This is a genomic window from Kitasatospora azatica KCTC 9699 (assembly GCF_000744785.1).
GTDB classification, from domain to species: Bacteria; Actinomycetota; Actinomycetes; order Streptomycetales; family Streptomycetaceae; genus Kitasatospora; species Kitasatospora azatica.
Map to the genome: position 1 here is coordinate 3,062,331 of NZ_JQMO01000003.1, position 18,684 is coordinate 3,081,014.

Sequence of the window (18,684 nt, forward strand, 5' to 3'; positions counted from 1 at the left end):
GGTTAGCGGCTGTCCGGCCGAGGACGCCGGTGCGCAACCGGAGCCCGTACGGTCCACGTCCACCCAGGACGTAGGCTCAGCCCGAGGTAGTCCTACCGACGACGTAGCGTGACCAGATCTCAGGCAGGAGAGAGAGCCGTGTTCCCTGGTGGTGGCCAGCCCAACATGCAGCAGTTGCTGAAGCAGGCACAGAAGATGCAGCAGGACCTCGCCCAGGCTCAGCAGGAGCTCGCTGACGCGCGGCTCACCGGCTCGGCGGGCGGTGGCCTGGTCGAGGCGACGGTGACCGGCAGTGGTGAGCTCACCGCGCTGACCATCGCCCCGGCGGCGGTCGACCCGGACGACACGGAGACCCTGGCGGACCTGGTGCTGGCGGCGGTCCGCGACGCCACCGCCGCCGCGCAGAAGTTGCAGGCCGAGCGGATGGGCCCGCTGACCCAGGGTCTCGGCGGCGGCATCCCCGGCCTGCCCTTCTGAACGGCCGGCCCTTCTGAACAGCCTGCTGTTCTGAACGCCAAAAGATCAAGCCTGAACGTTTAAGGACAAGAGGGCGCCGGGCGCTGTGCCCGGCGCCCTGTTCGTTGGATGATGAGGGCGAACATACGACGTAGCGGAAGGCGCAGCGGTGTACGAGGGCGTGGTTCAGGACCTGATCGACGAGTTGGGCAGGCTGCCCGGCGTCGGGCCCAAGAGCGCGCAGCGGATCGCCTTCCACATCCTGCAGTCCGACCCGGTGGACGTGCGCCGCCTGGCGCACGCGCTGCTGGAGGTCAAGGAGAAGGTCCGGTTCTGCGCGGTCTGCGGCAATGTCGCCGAGTCGGAGCGCTGCCGGGTCTGCCTGGATCCGCGCCGCGACCTCACGGTGATCTGCGTGGTCGAGGAGCCCAAGGACGTGGTGGCGATCGAGCGGACCCGCGAGTTCCGCGGCCGCTACCACGTGCTGGGCGGGGCGATCAGCCCGATCGAGGGCGTCGGCCCGGACGATCTGCGGATCCGCGAGCTGCTGGCCCGCCTGGCGGACGGCAGTGTCGGCGAGCTGATCCTCGCCACAGACCCCAACCTGGAAGGGGAGGCGACCGCCACCTATCTGGCCAGGCTGTGCAAGCCGATGGGCCTGAAGGTGACTCGGCTGGCGAGCGGCCTGCCCGTCGGCGGAGACCTTGAGTACGCCGACGAGGTCACCCTCGGCCGGGCCTTCGAAGGGAGACGACTGCTCGATGTCTGACAAGAGCGCGCACCAGGCGGTGCACAGCCAGGAGCCGGACGACTTCGCGGTGCAGATCGCGGACTCGGTCAAGAGCTTCGTGGTCGCCGTGACCGAGATCGCCAAGGGCGACGAGCCGGGCAGCGCGATCTCGCTGCTGTTGCTGGAGGTCTCCCAGCTGTTGCTGGCCGGCGGTCGGCTCGGCGCGGTCGAGGACGTGCTGCCCGAGGACCGGTTCGAGCCGGACGCCGGGCCCGAGCCGGACGGCGTGGAGCTGCGCGAGCGGCTCGCCGAGCTGCTCGCCCCGATCGACGTCTACCACGAGGTCTTCGACCCGTACGGGCCGCCGGAGAAGCCGAGCGCGTTCCGGATCTCGGACGACCTGGCGGGCGTGGTGAGCGACCTGCGGCACGGGCTGACCCACTACGACGAGGGCCGGGTCAGCGAGGCGCTCTGGTGGTGGCAGTTCTCCTACCTCTCCACCTGGGGTTCGAGCTGCACGGCGGTGCTGCGCGCGCTGCAGTCGCTGATCGCGCACGTCCGGCTGGACAGCCCGATCGGCGCGGTGCCGGACGGGGCGGACACGGACGACGACGGGCTGACCGACGAGCAGCTGGAGCAGCAGGCCGGCGACCTGATGGCGGCGGAACTGGGGCTCTGAGGGCTGCCGGAGCCTGCCGGGGAGGAAATTTCCAAAAAATCTTCCCCGGCAAATTCCGAGCCTTCGCCGCCCCTTCGGGCGAATTCTTTCGAGCTCGCCGCCCGCCGCCCGGAGACCTGCCCGTTGACCCGTTCGCCGCGTGTTCATAAAGTGAAATCGGAGTCTCATCATATGGAATGCGGCAGACCGGCGGCCCCTGCTCGGTAGACTGACCGGCGACCGCAGGACCCCCTACCCAAGGGGGTCCGGGGGACCGGACGGCGCCACCCCGCGCCGGGCACCACCCCCCGAAGACGACTTAGTCGAGGAGCGCACGTGGGCCTTGTCGTGCAGAAGTACGGCGGCTCATCCGTTGCGGATGCCGAGGGCATCAAGCGCGTAGCCCGTCGAATTGTCGACACCAAGAAGGCCGGCCATGAGGTCGTCGTCGTGGTGTCCGCGATGGGCGACACGACGGACGAGCTCATCGAACTCGCGGAGCAGGTTTCCCCCATTCCTGCCGGTCGTGAGTTCGACATGCTGCTGACCGCTGGAGAGCGGATCTCCATGGCCCTGCTGGCGATGGCGATCAAAGCGCTGGGTCACGAGGCCCAGTCCTTCACGGGCAGCCAGGCCGGTGTGATCACCGACCAGGTCCACAACAAGGCGCGCATCATCGACGTCACGCCCGGCCGGATCCGCTCCGCCCTGGACGAGGGCAACATCGCGATCGTGGCCGGCTTCCAGGGCGTCTCCCAGGTGAGCAAGGACATCACTACCCTGGGTCGTGGCGGCTCCGACACCACCGCGGTCGCGCTGGCCGCCGCACTCAAGGCCGAGGTCTGCGAGATCTACACCGACGTGGACGGCGTCTTCAGCGCCGACCCGCGGGTGGTGAAGAAGGCCCGCAAGATCGACTGGATCGCCTACGAGGACATGCTGGAGCTGGCCTCCTCGGGCTCCAAGGTGCTGCTGGACCGCTGTGTGGAGTACGCGCGGCGTTACAGCATCCCGATCCACGTACGATCGTCGTTCTCCGGTCTGCCGGGGACCATCGTCAGCAACAACAACCCGAACAAGCCCGAAGGGGGCGAGATGGAGCAGGCCATCATCTCCGGAGTCGCCCACGACACGTCCGAGGCGAAGGTCACGGTCGTCGGGGTGCCGGACAAGCCGGGCGAGGCCGCCCGGATCTTCCGCGCCATCGCGGACGCCGAGGTCAACATCGACATGGTGGTGCAGAACGTCTCCGCCGCGTCCACCGGCCTGACCGACATCTCCTTCACGCTGCCGAAGACCGAGGGCCAGAAGGCCATCGACGCGCTCGGCCGGGTCAAGGAGGGCATCGGCTTCGAGTCGCTGCGCTACGACGACGCGATCGGCAAGATCTCGCTGGTCGGCGCCGGCATGCGGTCCAACCCGGGAGTCACCGCGACCTTCTTCGAGGCGCTCTCCGAGGCGGGCGTCAACATCGAGCTGATCTCCACCTCGGAGATCCGGATCTCGGTGGTCACCCGTGGTGACGACGTTCCGGAGGCGGTGCGCGCCGTGCACAGCGCCTTCGGTCTGGACAGCGACAGTGACGAGGCCGTGGTCTACGGCGGGACCGGGCGATGACTTCGCCCCGGCGGCCGAACCTCGCGGTCGTCGGTGCCACCGGCGCCGTCGGCACCGTGATGCTGGGCATCCTCTCGGCCCGGCAGGACGTCTGGGGCGAGATCCGGCTGATCGCCTCGGCCCGTTCGGCCGGTCGCAAGCTGACCGTGCGCGGGCAGCAGGTCGAGGTGGTCGCGCTGACCGAGGAGGCCTTCGAGGGCATCGACGTCGCGATGTTCGACGTGCCCGACGAGGTCTCCGCCCAGTGGGCGCCGATCGCGGCCGCCAAGGGTGCGGTGGTGGTCGACAACTCCGGCGCGTTCCGGATGGACGAGGACGTGCCGCTGGTGGTCCCCGAGGTCAACGCGGCCGCGGCCCGGATCCGTCCGCGCGGGATCATCGCCAACCCGAACTGCACCACGCTCTCGATGATCGTCGCGCTGGGTGCGCTGCACTCGGAGTACGGGCTCAGCGAACTGGTGGTCGCCTCCTACCAGGCGGCCTCCGGCGCCGGGCAGCCCGGCATCGACGCGCTACGCGAGCAGACCGCCAAGGTGGCCGGCACCGGGGTCGGCGAGCAGGCCGGCGACCTGCGCGCGCTGATCAGTGACACCGGCCCGTTCCCGGCGCCGCTGGCACTGAACGCGGTGCCGTGGGCGGGCTCGCTCAAGGAGGACGGCTGGTCCTCCGAGGAGCTCAAGGTGCGCAACGAGAGCCGCAAGATCCTCGGCCTGCCGAACCTGCGGGTCTCCGCGACCTGTGTGCGGATCCCGGTGGTCACCACCCACTCGCTGGCCGTGCACGCGGTCTTCGAGCGCGAGGTCACCCAGCTGGGGGCGCAGGAGATCCTGGCCCAGGCGCCCGGCGTGGTGCTCTACGACAACCCGGCGGCCGGTGAGTTCCCGACGCCGAACGACGTGGTCGGTACCGATCCCACCTGGGTCGGCCGGGTGCGCCGCTCGATCGACGACCCCAATGCGCTGGACCTGTTCCTGTGCGGCGACAACCTGCGCAAGGGCGCGGCGCTGAACACCGCTCAGATCGCCGAGGTTGTGGCGGCGGAACTGACCGCCTGAGTCCCGAGCCGAGTCCCAAACTGGGCGATTTCTGACCGGAGCCCCCTTCCAGTGGAGGGGGCTCCGTGCTGTGCGGAAGAATGTCCGCCAGGCGGGGCAACCCTGAGGGGGGATCGAGTGTCCAACGGTCGTGACAGACCTGGCAGTGGTGGGGGCGGTACCGAGGCCGTCCCGGGCGGTGTCCCGGGCGGCGACGCAGTCATTGGTGCCACGGGGTCCCGTGCGGCGACCCGTTGAGCCGGAGATGACCACTGCGGCCACCGAGACGGCCGGCGCCAGCGTCGACCTGCTGACCACGACCTACCAGGCCCACTACCGCTCACTGCTGCGGCTGGCCGCGCTGCTGCTGGACGACCAGTCCAGCTGCGAGGACGTGGTGCAGGAGGCGTTCATCCGGGTGCACTCGGCGCGGCGGCGGGTCCGTGAGCCGGAGAAGATCCTGGCGTACCTGCGGCAGACCGTGGTCAACCTCTCGCGCAGCACGCTGCGTCGGCGGATCCTCGGCCTGCGGCTGCTGCCCAAGCCCATGCCTGACATGGCCAGCGCAGAAGAGGGCGCCTACGATGCTCTCGAACGTGATCAGCTGAAAACGGCTTTGCAAAGTTTGCAAAGGCGACAGCGCGAGGTTCTGGTGCTGCGCTACTACGCCGATATGACAGAAGCTCAGGTCGCTGAGCTGCTCGGGGTCTCGGTGGGCGCGGTGAAGGCATACGGTTCGCGCGGCCTGGCGGCCCTTCGGGTGTTGATGGAGAGCGGTCATGACTGAGGATCGGTTCGAACGCCAGCACGGCGCGACAGATCTTGGGCAGCGCGCCGGGTCTGCCGAGCATGCGCCCAGCTGGGGCGAGGAGCAGGCGCTGCGCGCGCTGCTGCACCGCGCCGTGGCCGGGGTGCAGCCCGCACCCGACGCGCTGCCCAGGATCCGTAGCGCCGTGCCGGCCCGCCGGGCCCGCTACCGGCATGCCTGGACCGGCGCGGTGCTGATCGCCCTGGTCTCGGCCGTCGCCGTGCCCACCCTGCAGGGCCTCGGCGCGCTGCAGCTCTCCGACGGCTCGGCGCCCAGCGCCGGACTGGCTCCCGGCGGCGAGGCGAGCACCGCGACCGGCGGGACCCACCGGCACAGCAGCAACCCGTCGGTCCCGGTCCCGGTCCCCGCGCAGGGCGGCTCGGCATCCGCCACCAGCAGCGCCCCGGCCACCGACCCGGGTGCCACCGGCGCGCCCAGCCCCAGCCCGAGCACCGTCGCGGCCAGCGCCAGCGGTACCGCGAGCGCCCCGACCACGCCCGGCTGCGCCCCCGGCGACCTCGGCGGCGCCACGGCCACCGCGCAGCCCGCCGACAGCAGCGGACGGGTGTACGGCGTCTTCTCCGTGGCCAACGTCTCCGGCCACGCCTGTCTGCTGGCCGCGCCCGGTCCGATCAGCGCCACTGCGACCGGCGCCGGCACCGTCCAGGTGGTGGCGCACACCACCGGCGACCCGGCCACCGCGCTGCCGCCACCCGGCCCGACGGCGCCGACCGCCCGGCTGCTGTCCGCAGGCGGCGGCTACCAGCTGCGGTTCGCCTGGGTGCCGGACACGACCTGCCCGACGAACGGCCAGAACGCGGTGCCACCGGCGGCGACCTCGGGTGCCAGCCCGACCACGAGCAGCTCGGGCGGGCCGAGCCCGGCCGGCTCGCCGGTCGGGCACGGCCCGGTGCGTTCCAACGGCTCCCCGGCCGCCGCCGACGCCAGCGCGGCGACCAGCCCGTCACCGGCGGCGCCCTCCCCGTCGGCCACCCCGAGCCCGACCCCGTCGACCGGCACCGAACCCGGCAGCCTGACCATCGGTCACCGCCTGTTCGCCGGCCTCCCGGACGCGGTGAGCGTGACCATCGCCAACGTCTGCGCCGGCGGCACTGTCTACCGGGAGGCCCCGGAGGCGGCCGGGTGACCGGAGGGCGGGCCCTCGGGTAAGGCCGACCCTGCGGCGGAGCGGGTGGCACAGGTGGTTACCGTGGTGCTGTGTACCGATTCCTCCTGACTCCGCGATGGCTCGGCAGCACCGTCCTCGCGGTGGCTGCCATCGCCGCCTGCCTCTGGCTGGGCTCCTGGCAGCTGGGTCGGTTCGAGGCCCGGGTCGGTACCCACCGCACCGCCGCCGCGCCGGCCGCCAGCGGTCAGGCCGGTGCGGGGCAGGCCGGTGCGGGGCAGGCCAGTGCAGGGCAGGTCGGGGCAGGTCAGGCCGGTGCAGGCCGGGCCAGTGCGCTGGACTCGGTGCTGACCGGTCCGGACGCCAAGGTCAGCACCAGCACGGTGGGTCGCACGGTGACCGCCACAGGCAGCTACGACAGCGCCCATCAGCTGCTGGTCCCGAACCGCACGGTGGACGGCCGCTCGGGCTACTACGTGCTCACGCCGCTGCGCACCGCCGACGGCCGCGCCGTCACCGTGGTGCGCGGCTGGTCGGCCGGCGCGCCCGGCGGCGCCCAGCCGCCCGCGCCGCCCGCCGGTGAGGTCACGGTCACCGGCCGCCTGCAGGCGCCGGAGACCAGCGGCAGCGACGGTGCGGTGGCCGGCGGGCTGCCGGCCGGGCAGCTGGGCACGATCAGCCCCGCCACCCTGGTCAACCTGCTGCCGTACCCGACCTACGACGGCTGGGTGGCCGCCGACGCCGTACCGGCCGGGCTCACCGCCGTGCCGACCGCGCAGCCGGCCGGCGGCGACGGCCTGACCGCCCGGGCCTTCCAGAACCTCGGCTACACCCTGGAGTGGTTCGTCTTCGCGGGCTTCGTCGGCTTCATGTGGTTCCGGCTGGCCCGCCGCGAGGCCGAGGCCGCCCAGGACCGGGCGCTGGGACTGGACCCGGTCCTGGACTAGGCCTGGCGGAGCGCTACGACTGGCGGGGCGCTACGACTTCAGGTGCCGCATCGCGAAGTCGATCTCCAGCCGGAGCTGCTTGATCCGCTCGTCCACCACCAGCGAGCCGTGCCCGGCGTCGTACCGGTACACCTCGTGCGGGGCGCCGAGCTGCTCGAGCCGGGTCACGTAGTTCTCGATCTGCCGGATCGGGCAGCGCGGGTCGTTGACCCCGGCACTGATGTACACCGGCACCCGGACCCGCTCGACGTAGCTCAGCGGCGAGGAGGCGGCCCACCGCTCGGGCACCTCCTCGGGCGTGCCGCCGAACAGTGTGCGGTCCAGCGACTTGAGCGCCTCCATCTCGTCCGCGTAGGCGGTCAGGTAGTCGGCCACCGGCACCGCCGCCAGGCCCAGCGACCAGGACTCGGGCTGGACGCCCAGGCCGAGCAGGGTCAGGTAGCCGCCCCAGGAGCCGCCGGAGAGCACCAGTTTGGCCGGGTCGGCCAGGCCGGAGGCCACCGCCCAGTCCCGCACCGCGCCGATGTCCTCCAGCTCGATCAGGCCGACCCGCTCGCGCAGCGCGTCGGTCCAGGCCTGGCCGTAGCCGGTGGAGCCGCGGTAGTTGACCCGGACCACCGCGAAGCCGTGGTCCAGCCAGGCGGCCGGCCCGGCGGCGAAGGAGTCGCTGTCGTGGTGGGTCGGCCCACCGTGCACCTCGAAGACGGTCGGGAACGGGCCCTCGCCCGCCGGGCGCTGGACCAGCGCGTGCACCCGTCCGCCCGGCCCGTCCACCCAGACGTCCGTCACCGGCACCGAACCGGGCGGCACCGCGCCGGGCGCCCGCAGCACCACGTCACCGGCGGTCGAGCGGACCGCCGAGGGCTCGGCGGCCGAGGACCAGAGGAACTCCACCGTGCCGTCCGGGCGGGCGGTGGCCCCGGCCACCGTGCCGCGCGGGGTGTCCAGGCGGGTCAGCACGCCGGTGGCCAGGTCGTACGAGAACAGCTCGCTGCGGGCCTCGAACTCGTGCTCCACCAGCAGCGACTTGGCCTCCGGGCGCCACTGCGCGGAGACGTCCCCGGGCAGCGCCCGGTCGTCCTCGGTGCGCAGCACCAGCTCGGTCTCCTCGCCGGTCAGCGGGTCCCAGAGCATCGGCTCCCAGTGGCCGCGGCGCTGGTGGGCGACCAGCAGCCGACTGTCGCCGGCGACCGGGGCGAAGCCCAGGCAGGCCAGCCCGCGCGGATCCTGACGGCCCGTCACCTCGTCCAGCTCGGCCACCGTGGTGCCGTCCTCGGTGCGCACCACCCGGATCGCCGAGTGCATCGCGTCGCCGTGCTCGGTGTGGTCGATGGCCAGCAGGGTGGAGTCGTGGGAGAGGTCGCCGACACCGCCGTACTCGGCGTGCCGGTAGATCTCCACCGGCGCCGCCGCGCCCGGGCGCAGCAGGTGCAGGGTGGTGCCGTCCTCGTCGGTGGAGCGGCCGACCACCACGGTGCCGTCCCGGCCCAGCGCCAGGCCCGCCTCGTAGGACGGGGCCAGGCCGGGCACGGCCTCCTCGTCCGGGCCGCCCGCGAAGGGCTGGCGGCGCCAGACGCCGAACTCGTCGCCGTCGGTGTCGTCGAACCACCAGACCCAGGCGCCGTCGGGGGACAGGGCCGCGTCGGTGGTGCCGTGCGGTCGGTCGGTGACCTGGCGGTGGGTGCCGGCCGACCGGTCCCAGGCATAGACCTCGTATGTGCCGGTCGCGTTGGAGACGTACAGCGACCGCTGCGGGGCGTCGTCCGCCCAGTCAGGAAGTGACACCCGTGCCGCCCGGAAGCGCTGCTCCCAGGCGGGCACGTCGTTCTTCTCGCTACTCATTCGACTCACTTTGGCACGGATCGCCCGCCAGGTGTCAGCGGGGTGTCAATTACCGCGGGGCAGCGCCTGGACCAAGGCCGCCAACAGCAGTTCCAGGCCGGCCGGGACCGTGATGCTGAGGGTGAAGGAGCCCTCGCGGTAGAACAGGTTGCCCAGCAGGGCGATGCCGAGCGCGCCGCCGACCTGCTGGACGGTGGCCAGGACGCCCGCCGCCGAGCCGACCAGTTGCGGGCGCACGCCCGCCAGCACGGTGCCGGTCAGCGGCGCGATCACCAGGCCCATGCCGAGGCCGTCCAGGAACAGCCCGGGCGCCAGCCACCAGGCGCTGCCGCTGGTGCCGACCTCGGCGGCGGCCAGTGCGATCAGCCCCAGCCCGGCGGCCATGCCAAGCGCGCCCAGCGCGATGGTCTGCCGGCCGAGGCGGGCGGCGACCAGGTGCGCGGTGGTGGAGGTGAGCAGGTAGCCGGCGCCGATCGAGGTGAAGAGCAGCCCGGAGCCGAGCGCGTCCAGGCCGTGGTCCCGCTGCAGGTGGACCGCCAGGATCAGGAAGAAGGAGCCCTGGCCGAGGTTGAAGGTCAGTTGGGTGACCAGGCCGGTGGCGAAGGCGCGCTCGCGCAGCAGCGCCGGGGCGACCACCGGGTCGGTGGCCAGCCGCCGCTGGTGGACGGCGAAGAGCGCGAACAGCACGGCCGCACCGGCCAGGCACTCCCAGGTCCAGAGCGGCCAGCCCTGCGACGGGCCCTGGACCAGCGGCAGCACCAGGGCGACCAGCGCGGCGCTGACCAGGGCGGTGCCGGGCAGGTCGAACCCCTGGCGCTGGGGTGCCCGCGACTCCGGGACCGCCCGGCGGACCAGCGCCAGGGTGACCAGGCCGACCGGGACGTTGATCAGGAAGCAACTGCGCCAGCCGAGGCCGAGCACGTCCGCCCGGATCAGCAGGCCGCCGATCAGCTGCCCGAGCACCGCGCCGATGCCCATGGTCAGCCCGTACATCCCGAAGGCCCTGGCCTGGGCCGCTCCGGTGTACGTGGTGCGCAGGATGGCCAGCACCTGCGGTCCCATCAGCGCGGCGGCCAGGCCCTGCGCGGCCCGGGCGGCGATCAGGGCGGTGGCGGTCGGGGCCAGGCCGCAGCCGGCGGAGGCGAGGGTGAACAGCGCCAGGCCCAGCGAGAACATCCGGCGCCGTCCGAACCGGTCGCCGAGCCGGCCGGCGGTGATCAGCGCGGTGGCGAGGGCCAGGCCGAAGCCGGCCACGATCCACTGGACGGCGGCCGGACCGGCCCGCAGCTCGGTCTGCAGCGAGGGGATGGCCACGTTGACGATGAAGAAGTCGAGCATGGTCATGAAGGTGGCGGTGAGCACCACGGGCAGCAGGGCGCGCGGGTGCGGCGCGGCGCCGGATTCGGCTGCGGTGGCGGCGTCGGTGGCGGTGGTGGCTTGCGTGGCGGGGGTGGTCGGTCGGGCGAGGCTGGTGGCCATGGTGACGGGCTCCTCTGGCTGGGCGGGCGCCGGCCCGGCTGGACCGGCGCCCGAGCGGGATCAGGTGGTCGGGACCTTGTCGAGGAAGCCGTGGACCGCCGCGATCCGGCCGTCCTCGTCGGCGACCAGCACGTCGAAGCCGATGACCAGCGGCTCGGCCGCGCCGGCCGGGGCCAGCTCCCAGGTGAACCGGGCGAGTCGGTGGTGCGCGTCGACGCCGCCGGGGCCGAGGGTGAAGACCAGGCCGGGGAACTGGGCCTGGACGGCGCCGACGGTCGCGTCCACGGCGTCCCGACCGGTGGCCTCGACCAGCGGGTCGGTGTAGCTGGCGTGCTCGGCCCAGGAGGTGTCGATCAGCTTGCGGCGGGCCGCCGGGTCGGTCTCGTTCCAGGTGGCGAGGTACTGCTCGGCGAGGTGCTGAAGGTTCGTCATGTTCCGGCTCCCAGTTGGGTTGTCGCTGCTGTCCGGGTTGTTCTTGCTGGTCATGACGGTATGCAGGGCGCGGCCCGGCCGAATCGGTCAGCTGTAGGTAGGGTCGACCCATGCTGTACGGGAGGGCAGGGGAGCAGGCCGCCGTCGACGCGTTGCTGGACGGGGCGCGGGGCGGGCGCAGCGGGGTGCTGGTGCTGCGCGGGGAGCCGGGGATCGGCAAGAGCGCGCTGCTGGAGTACGCGGCCGAGCGGGCGGGCGCGGAGTTCCGGGTGCTGCGGGCGACCGGCGTCGAGTACGAGGCCGATCTGCCGTTCGCGGGCCTGAACCTGCTGCTGGGGTCGGGCCTTGACCGGTTGTCGGCACTGCCCGCGCCGCAGCGCCGTGCGCTGGAGGCCGCGTTCGGGCTGGCGGACCTGGACGGGGATGGGGCCGGTCATGGTCACGGGCTGAATGAGCGCTTGCTCAGCGGCCTGGCCACCCTCGGGCTGCTGGCCGAACTGGCCACCGAACGCCCGCTGCTCTGCCTGGTGGACGACGCCCAGTGGCTGGACCGCGCCTCGGCGGACGCGCTGCTGCTGGCCGCCCGACGACTGGACCGCGAGGGCGTCGTACTGCTCCTCGCGGCCCGCGACGGCGAGGGCGGCTTCACCGCTCCCGGGCTGCCCGAACTGCGCCCGGCGCCCCTGGACCCCTCAGCCGCCGCCGAGTTGCTCGCCGCCCGGGCCGGCGGACCGGAGAACGCCGGCCTGCGCTACCGGGTGCTCGCCGAGGCTCAGGGCAATCCGCTCGCGCTGACCGAACTGCCCACCGCGCTCGCCGACGAACCCGCCTACCGGGAAGGCGGCGTGGCGCTGACCGGCCGACTGCGCCAGGCCTTCCTGAGCCAGGTCGCCCGGCTGCCCGCACCGACCCGCACCCTGCTGCTGGTGGCCGCTGCCGAGGAGAGCGGAGACCTGACGACCGTGCTGCGGGCGGCCGCGACGCTCGGCGCCGAGATCGAGGCGCTGGCGCCGGCCGAGCAGTCCGGCCTGCTACGACGCACCCCTGACGGCAGACTGACGATCCGTCATCCACTGCTGCGCGCCGCCGTCCTGGAAGACGCCCGACTGGACCAGAAGTTGGCGACCCACCGGGCACTGGGCGCCGTGCTGCGCGCCGACGGCGAGGAGGACCGCAGCAGTTGGCACCTGGCGCTGGCCGCCACCGGCCAGGACGCCGAACTGGCCGCCGCGCTGGAGCGGGCCGGCCGTCGGGCCACCGCCCGCGCGGGCCACTCGGGTGCGGCCGCCGCCTTCGAACGGGCCGCCGGGCTCGCCCCGGACCGTGAGACGGTGACCCGCTGCCTGGCGCTGGCGGCCGAGGCGGCGCTGGACGCGGCCCAGGCCGAACGAGCCGGAGCACTCGCGGTACGGGCCGCCGAGCTGACCGAAGACCCCTTCCTGCAGGCCGTGTTGGAGTGGGTCCGGGCCACCGCCGCGTTCTGGCGCGGCGACTACCCCGAGGCGCACCGCCTACTGCTGACCGCCGCCGCCCGCGAGATCGCGGCGCCCACTGCCGCCCGGGCCCTGCTGCTGGCCTTCCACACCGCCTGGTACCTGGGCGAGGATCAGATCGGCGAGGTGCTGGCCGGGCTGGCCGCGCTCGCCCTGCCGCCCGAGGACGCGCTCGCCCCGCTGGTGGAGCAGCTGATCGCGGCGGTGCGGCCGGTCTTCGGCGGGCCGCCCGCGCCACGGGTGCTGCCGCTGCTGGAGACCGCCGGGCTGGCGCGCGCGGCCGGCGCCGACACCCCGCGTGACCTGGTGCAGCTCTGCGGGGCCGCGCTGGTCTGCGGCCGGGACGCCGAGACCCACCAGCTCGCCACCGAGCTGATCGCCGAGTCCCGTGCGGTCGGCGCGGTCGGTTCGCTGCCGACCCTGCTCTTCTTCCTGGCCGAGGCCGAGCTCTTCCACGGCCGGCATCGGGAGGCCGAACTCTCCGCCGCCGAGGGCCTGGCCCTGGCCCGGGACCTCGGCCAGCCCCAGTGGGTCAGCCAACTCGCCGCCCTGGAAGCCTACTTGGCTGCCCTGCGAGGCGATACCGAGCTGGTCGAGCGACGGGCCGGCGAGGCCACCGCCGAGGCCGCCTGGGCGGCCCGGGCCGCCGGCACCTCCTGGGCCCAATGGGCGCTCGCCGTACACGAGTTGGCCCAGGGACGGGTGGCCGAGGTGGTGGACCGCCTGGCGGCGCACACGGCCGGCCCGAACCGCCACCACGTCTCGGCCGTCCGGACCGTGCCCGATCTGGTGGAGGCGGCGGTCCGGCTGGGCCGGCCGGAGCGCGCGGCGGCCGCCTTCGAACGGTTCCAGGCCTGGTCCGGGCGGTCCGGCGGACCCGACTGGACCCGAGCCCTGGTACTGCGCTGCCAGGCACTGCTCGGTCCGGCCGAACTCGCCGAGTCCGGCTACCTGGCGGCCCTGAAACTGCACGAGGGCACCGATCGGCCCTTCGAACTGGCCCGTACCAGCCTGCTGTTCGGCGAGTGGCTGCGCCGCGACAAGCGCAAGACCGAGGCCCGCACCCGGCTGCGCGCCGCGCTGGAGGTCTTCGAGCGGCTCGGCGCCACCCCGTGGGCCGAGCGTGCCCGCACCGAGCTGGCCGCCGCGGGCTCGGCGGCGCCGGTCGCCGCGCCGGCCGGGCCGCTGGCCGGGCTGACCCCGCAGGAGGAGCAGATCGCCCGCCTGGCGGCGCGGGGGCTGTCGAACCGGGAGATCGCCGCCCAGCTCTTCCTCAGCCCCCGCACCGTCGGTCACCACCTCTACAAGGCCTACCCGAAGCTGGGCATCGCCTCGCGTGCGGAGCTCGCCCAACTCGTGGCGAGCTGACGAGTCGGCCGGACCCCGAGCTGACGAGTCGGCCGGATCTCGAACTGACGATGCGTCAGTTCAGCGGCAGGGCCTTGGTGTGCTCCTCGCGCACCGCCTCCAGCTTCTGCGGGTTGAGACCCAGCAGCTTCAGGATGGTCGGGGCGATCTGCTTGGTCTGCACGGGCGCGCAGTCCTGCACCTTGGCCGGGGCGCCGGCGCCCGCGACGATCAGCGGGACGTCCAGGTCGTCGGCGGCGGCACCGCCGTGCTCGGCGATCTTGCCCTTGCCGCCGGTGTAGACCACGCCGTACTGGGCGACGCCGAAGACGTCCGGCACCCGGGCGTCGCCGGTGTCGACGCCGAAGTAGTCGGCGGCGTCCTCGCCCGCGTAGACCTTGGTCAGGCCGCCGGCGGTGAACGCCTTCGGGGCGCCCTTGATGTCGGTGCCGGTGCCGCTCTGGGCCAGCAGGTAGTTCTTGGCGAAGTCGGCGGCCTGCTGCGAGCGGTCGTTGAGCCAGAGCAGCATGGCGTCGTCGTCCGCCGAGTGGGCCACCAGGTCGCCGGCGCCCGGGTGGGCCGTCTTCCAGGCGGCGTTCAGGCCGTCGAGCAGCGGGCCGTCGCCGATCCGGGTCAGCGCCTGCGGGTCGGCGGGCGACTGGCCGTGCTTGGCGGACAGGATCACCGTGGTGCTCTGGTCCAGGTGCTGCTTGCGCAGCTCCGCGGTGAGCGCGCCGACCTGCTGGTCCACGTACTCCAGCGCCTTGGTCAGCAGCGGGCCGGGCACGTCCTTGCTCAGGTAGCCGCCGGCCAGGCCGTTGGAGGTGGGCAGCTTCTGGGCGGTGGAGACCGACTGGAAGTTCAGGCCGAAGATCGCCGGGGTGCCGGTCTGCTTCGCGCGGCTGTGGTCGTAGCCGTCGATCTCGTTGAGGACGGCCTGGACCTTGTAGCCGTCGTACTGCTGGGTGGCCTTGTTGTCCTTGGTCCAGTCGGCGGCGCTGTAGCCGATCGCGGTGCTGTTGATCTCCGGCGCGAAGAGGTCCTGGATGCCGTCGCCGGACGGGCCGCTGAGGATGTCGTAGGCGGCGTGCTTGTCCGACCAGGCGGTGCGCAGACCGGCGTCGCGGGCCACCTCGAAGACGGTGTTCACCTGGAGGTAGTCGTGCGGGTAGACCGGCTGGCAGGTCTGCGGGTCGACCGGGAGCTTGGCCGGGTTGATCAGGTTCTGCGGCCGGCCGGTCATCTGCAGGATGCTGCCCGGCAGGCCGCTGAGGCCCTGGCCGGCGTCGATCGAGCTCTGGTTCCGGTCCAGGTCCTCGGTCAGGTCGACCTCGGCACCCGGCTTGGCCTTGGTGCAGTCGGTGGTGCCGGCGGGCAGCAGGGTGGCGTCGTAGCTGTCGTCGTAGTAGACGCCGGTGGTGCCCGGGCCGCCGCCGGTCAGCTGGGCGACCATGCCGGGGAAGGAGTCCGAGGGGGTGGTGGTCTTGGCGTTGGTGTACTCGACACCGCCGCCGACCAGGCGGGCCAGCGCCGACTGCGGGTGCTGAGCGATGTACCAGCTCAGGTCCGACTGGTGGAGGCCGTCGACCGAGATCAGCAGGACGTGCTTGGCCGCGCCGTGGTGGCGGCCGGCGAAGTCGGAGTCGGCAGCGAAGGCCTGGGCGATGGAGCCTGCGGCCAGCGCACCGGTGGCACTGATGACGGCGGCGAGGCGGACGGAGCGTCGGGTCACGTCTTCTCCTGTACTCATGACACGAGCAGTGATTGCTCGCGTCATGACTAGTGGCCGGCGGTGTACCGCGGGGAGCGCGGATGTGAACGGCCGGGGAAGCGTCGGATCCCTCGGGAACAGTTCATCTGACGGTCCGTCAGCTCAACTCAGCTCAACTTCCGCCCGAATGCTCGGTCATGTCGCCATCCGGATGGTGCGGCACCGGGTTCCGGTGGGCGCTGTCCGGTCGGCGCTGTCCGGTGGTCCGATCAGCTACCTGCTACCTGCTACCCGTTGCCGACTGCCCGCTCGGCCATGAGCTGCCGGAGCCCGCTCAGGATGCAGCGCAGCCCGAAGGCCATCGCCTGGTTCTGCTCGGCGGGATCCACCGCGCCCAGCGCCGCCAGCACCGCCGGATAGCGCTCGCCGTGCTCGGCCAGCACCTGGGTCATCGCGCTGGTCAGCTGCTCCTCGGGGCGCTGCTGCGGCCCGGCGGCGAGTGACTGCTGGGCGATGGTGCGGACGTGACCGGTGATCACCGTCACCGCGTCCAGTCGCTCGGCCGCGCTCAGCGCGGTGTCGCCCAGGGGGGCGAGGGCGCGCTCCAGCCAGCCCAGCTCGTTGGGTCCGACCAGCCGCGGTCCTGCAGTGGTCTCCAGCAGCCACGGATGCGCGCCGAATCCGACGAAGAGCCGCTCGGCCCACTGCGCCAACTGGCCGGCCCAGTCGGCATCCTGGTCCAGCTGCGGTGGTTCGCCGATCGCCAGGTCGGTCATCACGGCGACCAGCTCGGCCTTGCCCGGCACATACCGGTAGAGCGACATCTTGGTGTAGCCGAGCTCGCCCGCGACCCGCTGCATGGAGATCGCGGCCAGTCCCTCGGTGTCGGCGACCGCGATCGCGGCGGTGGCGATGCCCTCCAGGGTCAGCGCGGGCTTGGGCCCGCGCCGCGGCTGCGGCCGCGATCCCCAGAGCAACTCCGTCATGGTGCCCTCCATCGCTCCTCCGGTGCGTGCTGGGCGCCGGTACTTGCTTGACGCCTGCCGAATAACTGTGTCTACTGTACACAGAAGCAACTGAGTCCGACGGACACAGTTAATTGCCGCCCGGCCCAGCCGTGCGCCGACGAGGGGACGCCGCCATGCAGAACACCAAGGTCCTGATCTCCGGAGCCAGCGTCGCCGGCCCCGCCCTGGCCTACTGGCTCGGCCACTACGGCTTCGAGCCCACCGTGGTCGAGCTGGCCCCGGCGCTGCGCGAGGGCGGCTACGCGGTCGACTTCCGTGGCACCAGCCACCTGTCCGTGCTCGAGCGGATGGGTGTCCTGGAGGAGCTGCGCGAGCTGCAGACCGGCGGCAGCCCGTGGTCCTTCGTCGACCAGGACGGTCGCGAACTGCTCGGCCTGCCCCGCGAGTTCACCGGTGGCGATCTGGAGGTGCGGCGCGCCGACCTGTCCCGGGTGCTCTACCGTCGCAGCCTGGACCGCACCGAGTACCTCTTCGGCGACTCGATCGCCACCCTCACCGACACCGCCGAGGGAGTCCGGGTCAGCTTCGAGCACGGCCCCGACCGCCTCTTCGACCTGGTGATCGGCGCCGACGGCATCCACTCCAACACCCGCCGGCTGACCTTCGGCCCCGAGGAGCAGTTCGTCCGCCACCTCGGCTACTACGTGGCCGGCTGGGACGTGCCCAACCACCTCGGCCTGACCGGGGGTTCGGTCACCTACAACGTCCCCGGCAAGGCGGCCGGCGTCGGTGTGGACACCCGTGACACCAGCCGGGGCAACGCGATGTTCCTCTTCGCCTCGCCCAAGCTGGACATCCACTACCGCGACCGGGCCCGCCAGCAGCAGGTGCTCACCGAGGCCTTCGCGGGCCTGGGCTGGGAGACCCCGCGGCTGCTGGCCGGCCTCGCCGACTCGCGGGAGTTCTACTTCGACTCGATCAGCCGCGCCGACCTGCCGACCTGGTCAAAGGGCCGGATCGCGCTGGTCGGCGACGCGGCCGCCGGCGCCACCCTCGGCGGCATGGGCACTGGCGCGGCAATCCTCGCCGCCTACACCCTGGCCGGCGAACTCGCTACCGCCAACGGTGACTTCCGCGCCGCCTACACCGCCTACGAGAACCGGCTGCGCAGCTTCGCGACGCGCTGCCAGAAGGGCGGTGACCGGGCCGGCCACTTCATCGCCCCGCGCCGCGGCTACGGCGCCCGGCTCCGCAACACCCTGCTCGGTCGCCCCGCGCTGCTGAACATGATGCTGAGGGAGGGCCAGAAGGTCGCCGCCGACATGGCCCTGCCGGACTACCCCGCCGCGCTCGCGGCCTGAGGGCGGGCGCCGCTCGGCGCCTCACTCTCCTCGGCCCCTCACTCTCCTCGGCCCCTCACTCTCCTCGGCCCCTCACTCTCCTCAGTGCCTCACCCTCCTCCGCCCGCGTAGTCGTCCTCGCGCACCAGGTCGAGGTTGCGGAAGGTGGGCGGTCCGGAGCAGAGCTTGGCCAGCTCGGCCGCGAACTCGGCGGTCTCGGGGCGGTTGGAGTTCTCCATCGCCTCTTCGTAGGACGGGAATTCCACGATGTGCAGATACACCCCCGCCGCGTCCCGATCGCGGGTCTGCACGGCCCGCGTCACGATCCTGCGGTCCGCGTTCTTGGCGACCCAACTGTCCAGCGCCGCATTGATCTCCTCGATGCGACTCGTCCGGAACTCGATGATCTGTATGAACCTCATGGATCCATCTCCTCCTGGCCGTGGCCGGCACCTCCTCCAGGGTCTCTCCGGCTCCGCACACGCGCAAAGCCGGCACCCGTGATCCCACCTCGGCCACAGCGATGAGTCCGAGCCCCGCGCCGAGTCCTTATCAGTGAGGGCCGCAACCACCGCGAGCCCCACCGCGACCGATCGAGGAGCTCACCATGACCACGCAGGACATCGCCGGCACCACCGCACTCGTCACCGGAGCCGGCCGCGGCTTCGGCCGGGCCATCGCCACAGCGCTCTGCCA

At 72.7% G+C, this 18,684-nt stretch carries 16 protein-coding genes and 1 pseudogene; 11 read left to right on the top strand and 6 right to left on the bottom strand.

All coding sequences use genetic code 11. The features are described from left to right. Nucleotides 1-138 precede the first annotated feature (138 nt). The 8 genes from BR98_RS24295 to BR98_RS24330 all read left to right on the top strand — a co-directional run bounded on the left by BR98_RS24295 (nucleotide 139) and on the right by BR98_RS24330 (nucleotide 7,376). Complete coding sequence (locus tag BR98_RS24295; RefSeq protein WP_035847503.1) at nucleotides 139-477, top strand: YbaB/EbfC family nucleoid-associated protein; 339 nt, start codon at nucleotides 139-141, stop codon at nucleotides 475-477. Between the two features lie 148 nt (nucleotides 478-625). Then, entirely contained in the window at nucleotides 626-1,225 is a 600-nt protein-coding gene (gene recR / locus BR98_RS24300) for a recombination mediator RecR (RefSeq protein WP_035847505.1), read from the top strand. Next, nucleotides 1,218-1,865, top strand: coding sequence for a DUF5063 domain-containing protein (locus tag BR98_RS24305; protein WP_035847507.1), 648 nt, complete (start codon nucleotides 1,218-1,220; stop codon nucleotides 1,863-1,865). The genes recR and BR98_RS24305 overlap by 8 nt, the downstream gene beginning before the upstream one ends. Nucleotides 1,866-2,180: 315 nt before the next feature. Then, entirely contained in the window at nucleotides 2,181-3,461 is a 1,281-nt protein-coding gene (locus BR98_RS24310; RefSeq protein WP_035847508.1) for an aspartate kinase, read from the top strand. Further along, entirely contained in the window at nucleotides 3,458-4,516 is a 1,059-nt protein-coding gene (locus BR98_RS24315; protein WP_035847509.1) for an aspartate-semialdehyde dehydrogenase, read from the top strand. Before BR98_RS24310 ends, BR98_RS24315 begins: the two co-directional genes overlap by 4 nt. 244 nt (nucleotides 4,517-4,760) lie before the next feature. Continuing rightward, nucleotides 4,761-5,282 (top strand): SigE family RNA polymerase sigma factor, encoded by a 522-nt coding sequence (locus BR98_RS24320; RefSeq protein WP_035847511.1) that lies wholly within the window; start codon nucleotides 4,761-4,763, stop codon nucleotides 5,280-5,282. Further along, nucleotides 5,275-6,450 carry a hypothetical protein gene (locus tag BR98_RS24325; RefSeq protein WP_051970158.1) on the top strand — a complete coding sequence of 392 codons (1,176 nt, stop codon included), beginning with the start codon at nucleotides 5,275-5,277 and terminating at the stop codon, nucleotides 6,448-6,450. Before BR98_RS24320 ends, BR98_RS24325 begins: the two co-directional genes overlap by 8 nt. A gap of 71 nt (nucleotides 6,451-6,521) precedes the next feature. Then, nucleotides 6,522-7,376: an SURF1 family protein gene (locus tag BR98_RS24330; RefSeq protein ID WP_035847512.1), complete on the top strand. Its 855-nt coding sequence runs from the start codon at nucleotides 6,522-6,524 to the stop codon at nucleotides 7,374-7,376. Nucleotides 7,377-7,406: 30 nt separating this feature from the next. Here the strand turns inward: BR98_RS24330 and BR98_RS24335 are convergent, their stop codons facing one another. Genes BR98_RS24335 through BR98_RS24345 form a run of 3 tightly spaced genes read right to left on the bottom strand, consistent with a single transcriptional unit; the run spans nucleotide 7,407 to nucleotide 11,129 of the window. Then, nucleotides 7,407-9,218 (bottom strand): S9 family peptidase, encoded by a 1,812-nt coding sequence (locus BR98_RS24335; protein ID WP_035847514.1) that lies wholly within the window; start codon nucleotides 9,216-9,218, stop codon nucleotides 7,407-7,409. Between the two features lie 45 nt (nucleotides 9,219-9,263). Beyond that, the gene (locus BR98_RS24340; protein WP_083976924.1) at nucleotides 9,264-10,697 is read right to left on the bottom strand and encodes an MFS transporter; all 1,434 of its coding nucleotides are present in this window, start codon (nucleotides 10,695-10,697) and stop codon (nucleotides 9,264-9,266) included. Between the two features lie 60 nt (nucleotides 10,698-10,757). Continuing rightward, nucleotides 10,758-11,129, bottom strand: a complete 372-nt coding sequence (locus tag BR98_RS24345) for a nuclear transport factor 2 family protein (RefSeq protein WP_035847519.1) — start codon at nucleotides 11,127-11,129, stop codon at nucleotides 10,758-10,760. 110 nt (nucleotides 11,130-11,239) lie between these two features. On the opposite strand from BR98_RS24345, the gene BR98_RS24350 reads away from it, so the two are divergent. Beyond that, the gene (locus BR98_RS24350; RefSeq protein ID WP_035847520.1) at nucleotides 11,240-13,990 is read left to right on the top strand and encodes a helix-turn-helix transcriptional regulator; all 2,751 of its coding nucleotides are present in this window, start codon (nucleotides 11,240-11,242) and stop codon (nucleotides 13,988-13,990) included. A 55-nt stretch (nucleotides 13,991-14,045) separates the two neighbouring features. Here BR98_RS24350 and BR98_RS24355 read toward each other — a convergent pair whose 3' ends face one another. Together BR98_RS24355 and BR98_RS24360 are read right to left on the bottom strand one after the other, a co-directional pair. Then, nucleotides 14,046-15,701 carry an alkaline phosphatase family protein gene (locus BR98_RS24355; RefSeq protein ID WP_035847523.1) on the bottom strand — a complete coding sequence of 552 codons (1,656 nt, stop codon included), beginning with the start codon at nucleotides 15,699-15,701 and terminating at the stop codon, nucleotides 14,046-14,048. A 266-nt stretch (nucleotides 15,702-15,967) separates the two neighbouring features. Then, a complete protein-coding gene (locus BR98_RS24360) occupies nucleotides 15,968-16,666 on the bottom strand; it encodes a TetR/AcrR family transcriptional regulator (protein ID WP_051971161.1) in 699 nt (232 codons plus the stop codon). Nucleotides 16,667-16,821: 155 nt separating this feature from the next. Here BR98_RS24360 and BR98_RS24365 point away from each other — a divergent pair, with 155 nt between their 5' ends. Continuing rightward, nucleotides 16,822-18,009, top strand: a complete 1,188-nt coding sequence (locus BR98_RS24365) for an FAD-dependent monooxygenase (RefSeq protein ID WP_035847529.1) — start codon at nucleotides 16,822-16,824, stop codon at nucleotides 18,007-18,009. Between the two features lie 89 nt (nucleotides 18,010-18,098). On the opposite strand, the gene BR98_RS24370 is transcribed toward BR98_RS24365, so the two are convergent. Then, entirely contained in the window at nucleotides 18,099-18,410 is a 312-nt protein-coding gene (locus BR98_RS24370; RefSeq protein ID WP_035847530.1) for a hypothetical protein, read from the bottom strand. Nucleotides 18,411-18,595: 185 nt separating this feature from the next. On the opposite strand from BR98_RS24370, the pseudogene BR98_RS39615 reads away from it, so the two are divergent. Further along, a pseudogene (locus BR98_RS39615) lies at nucleotides 18,596-18,676 on the top strand (short-chain dehydrogenase); the annotation flags it as partial. Nucleotides 18,677-18,684: the final 8 nt, after the last annotated feature.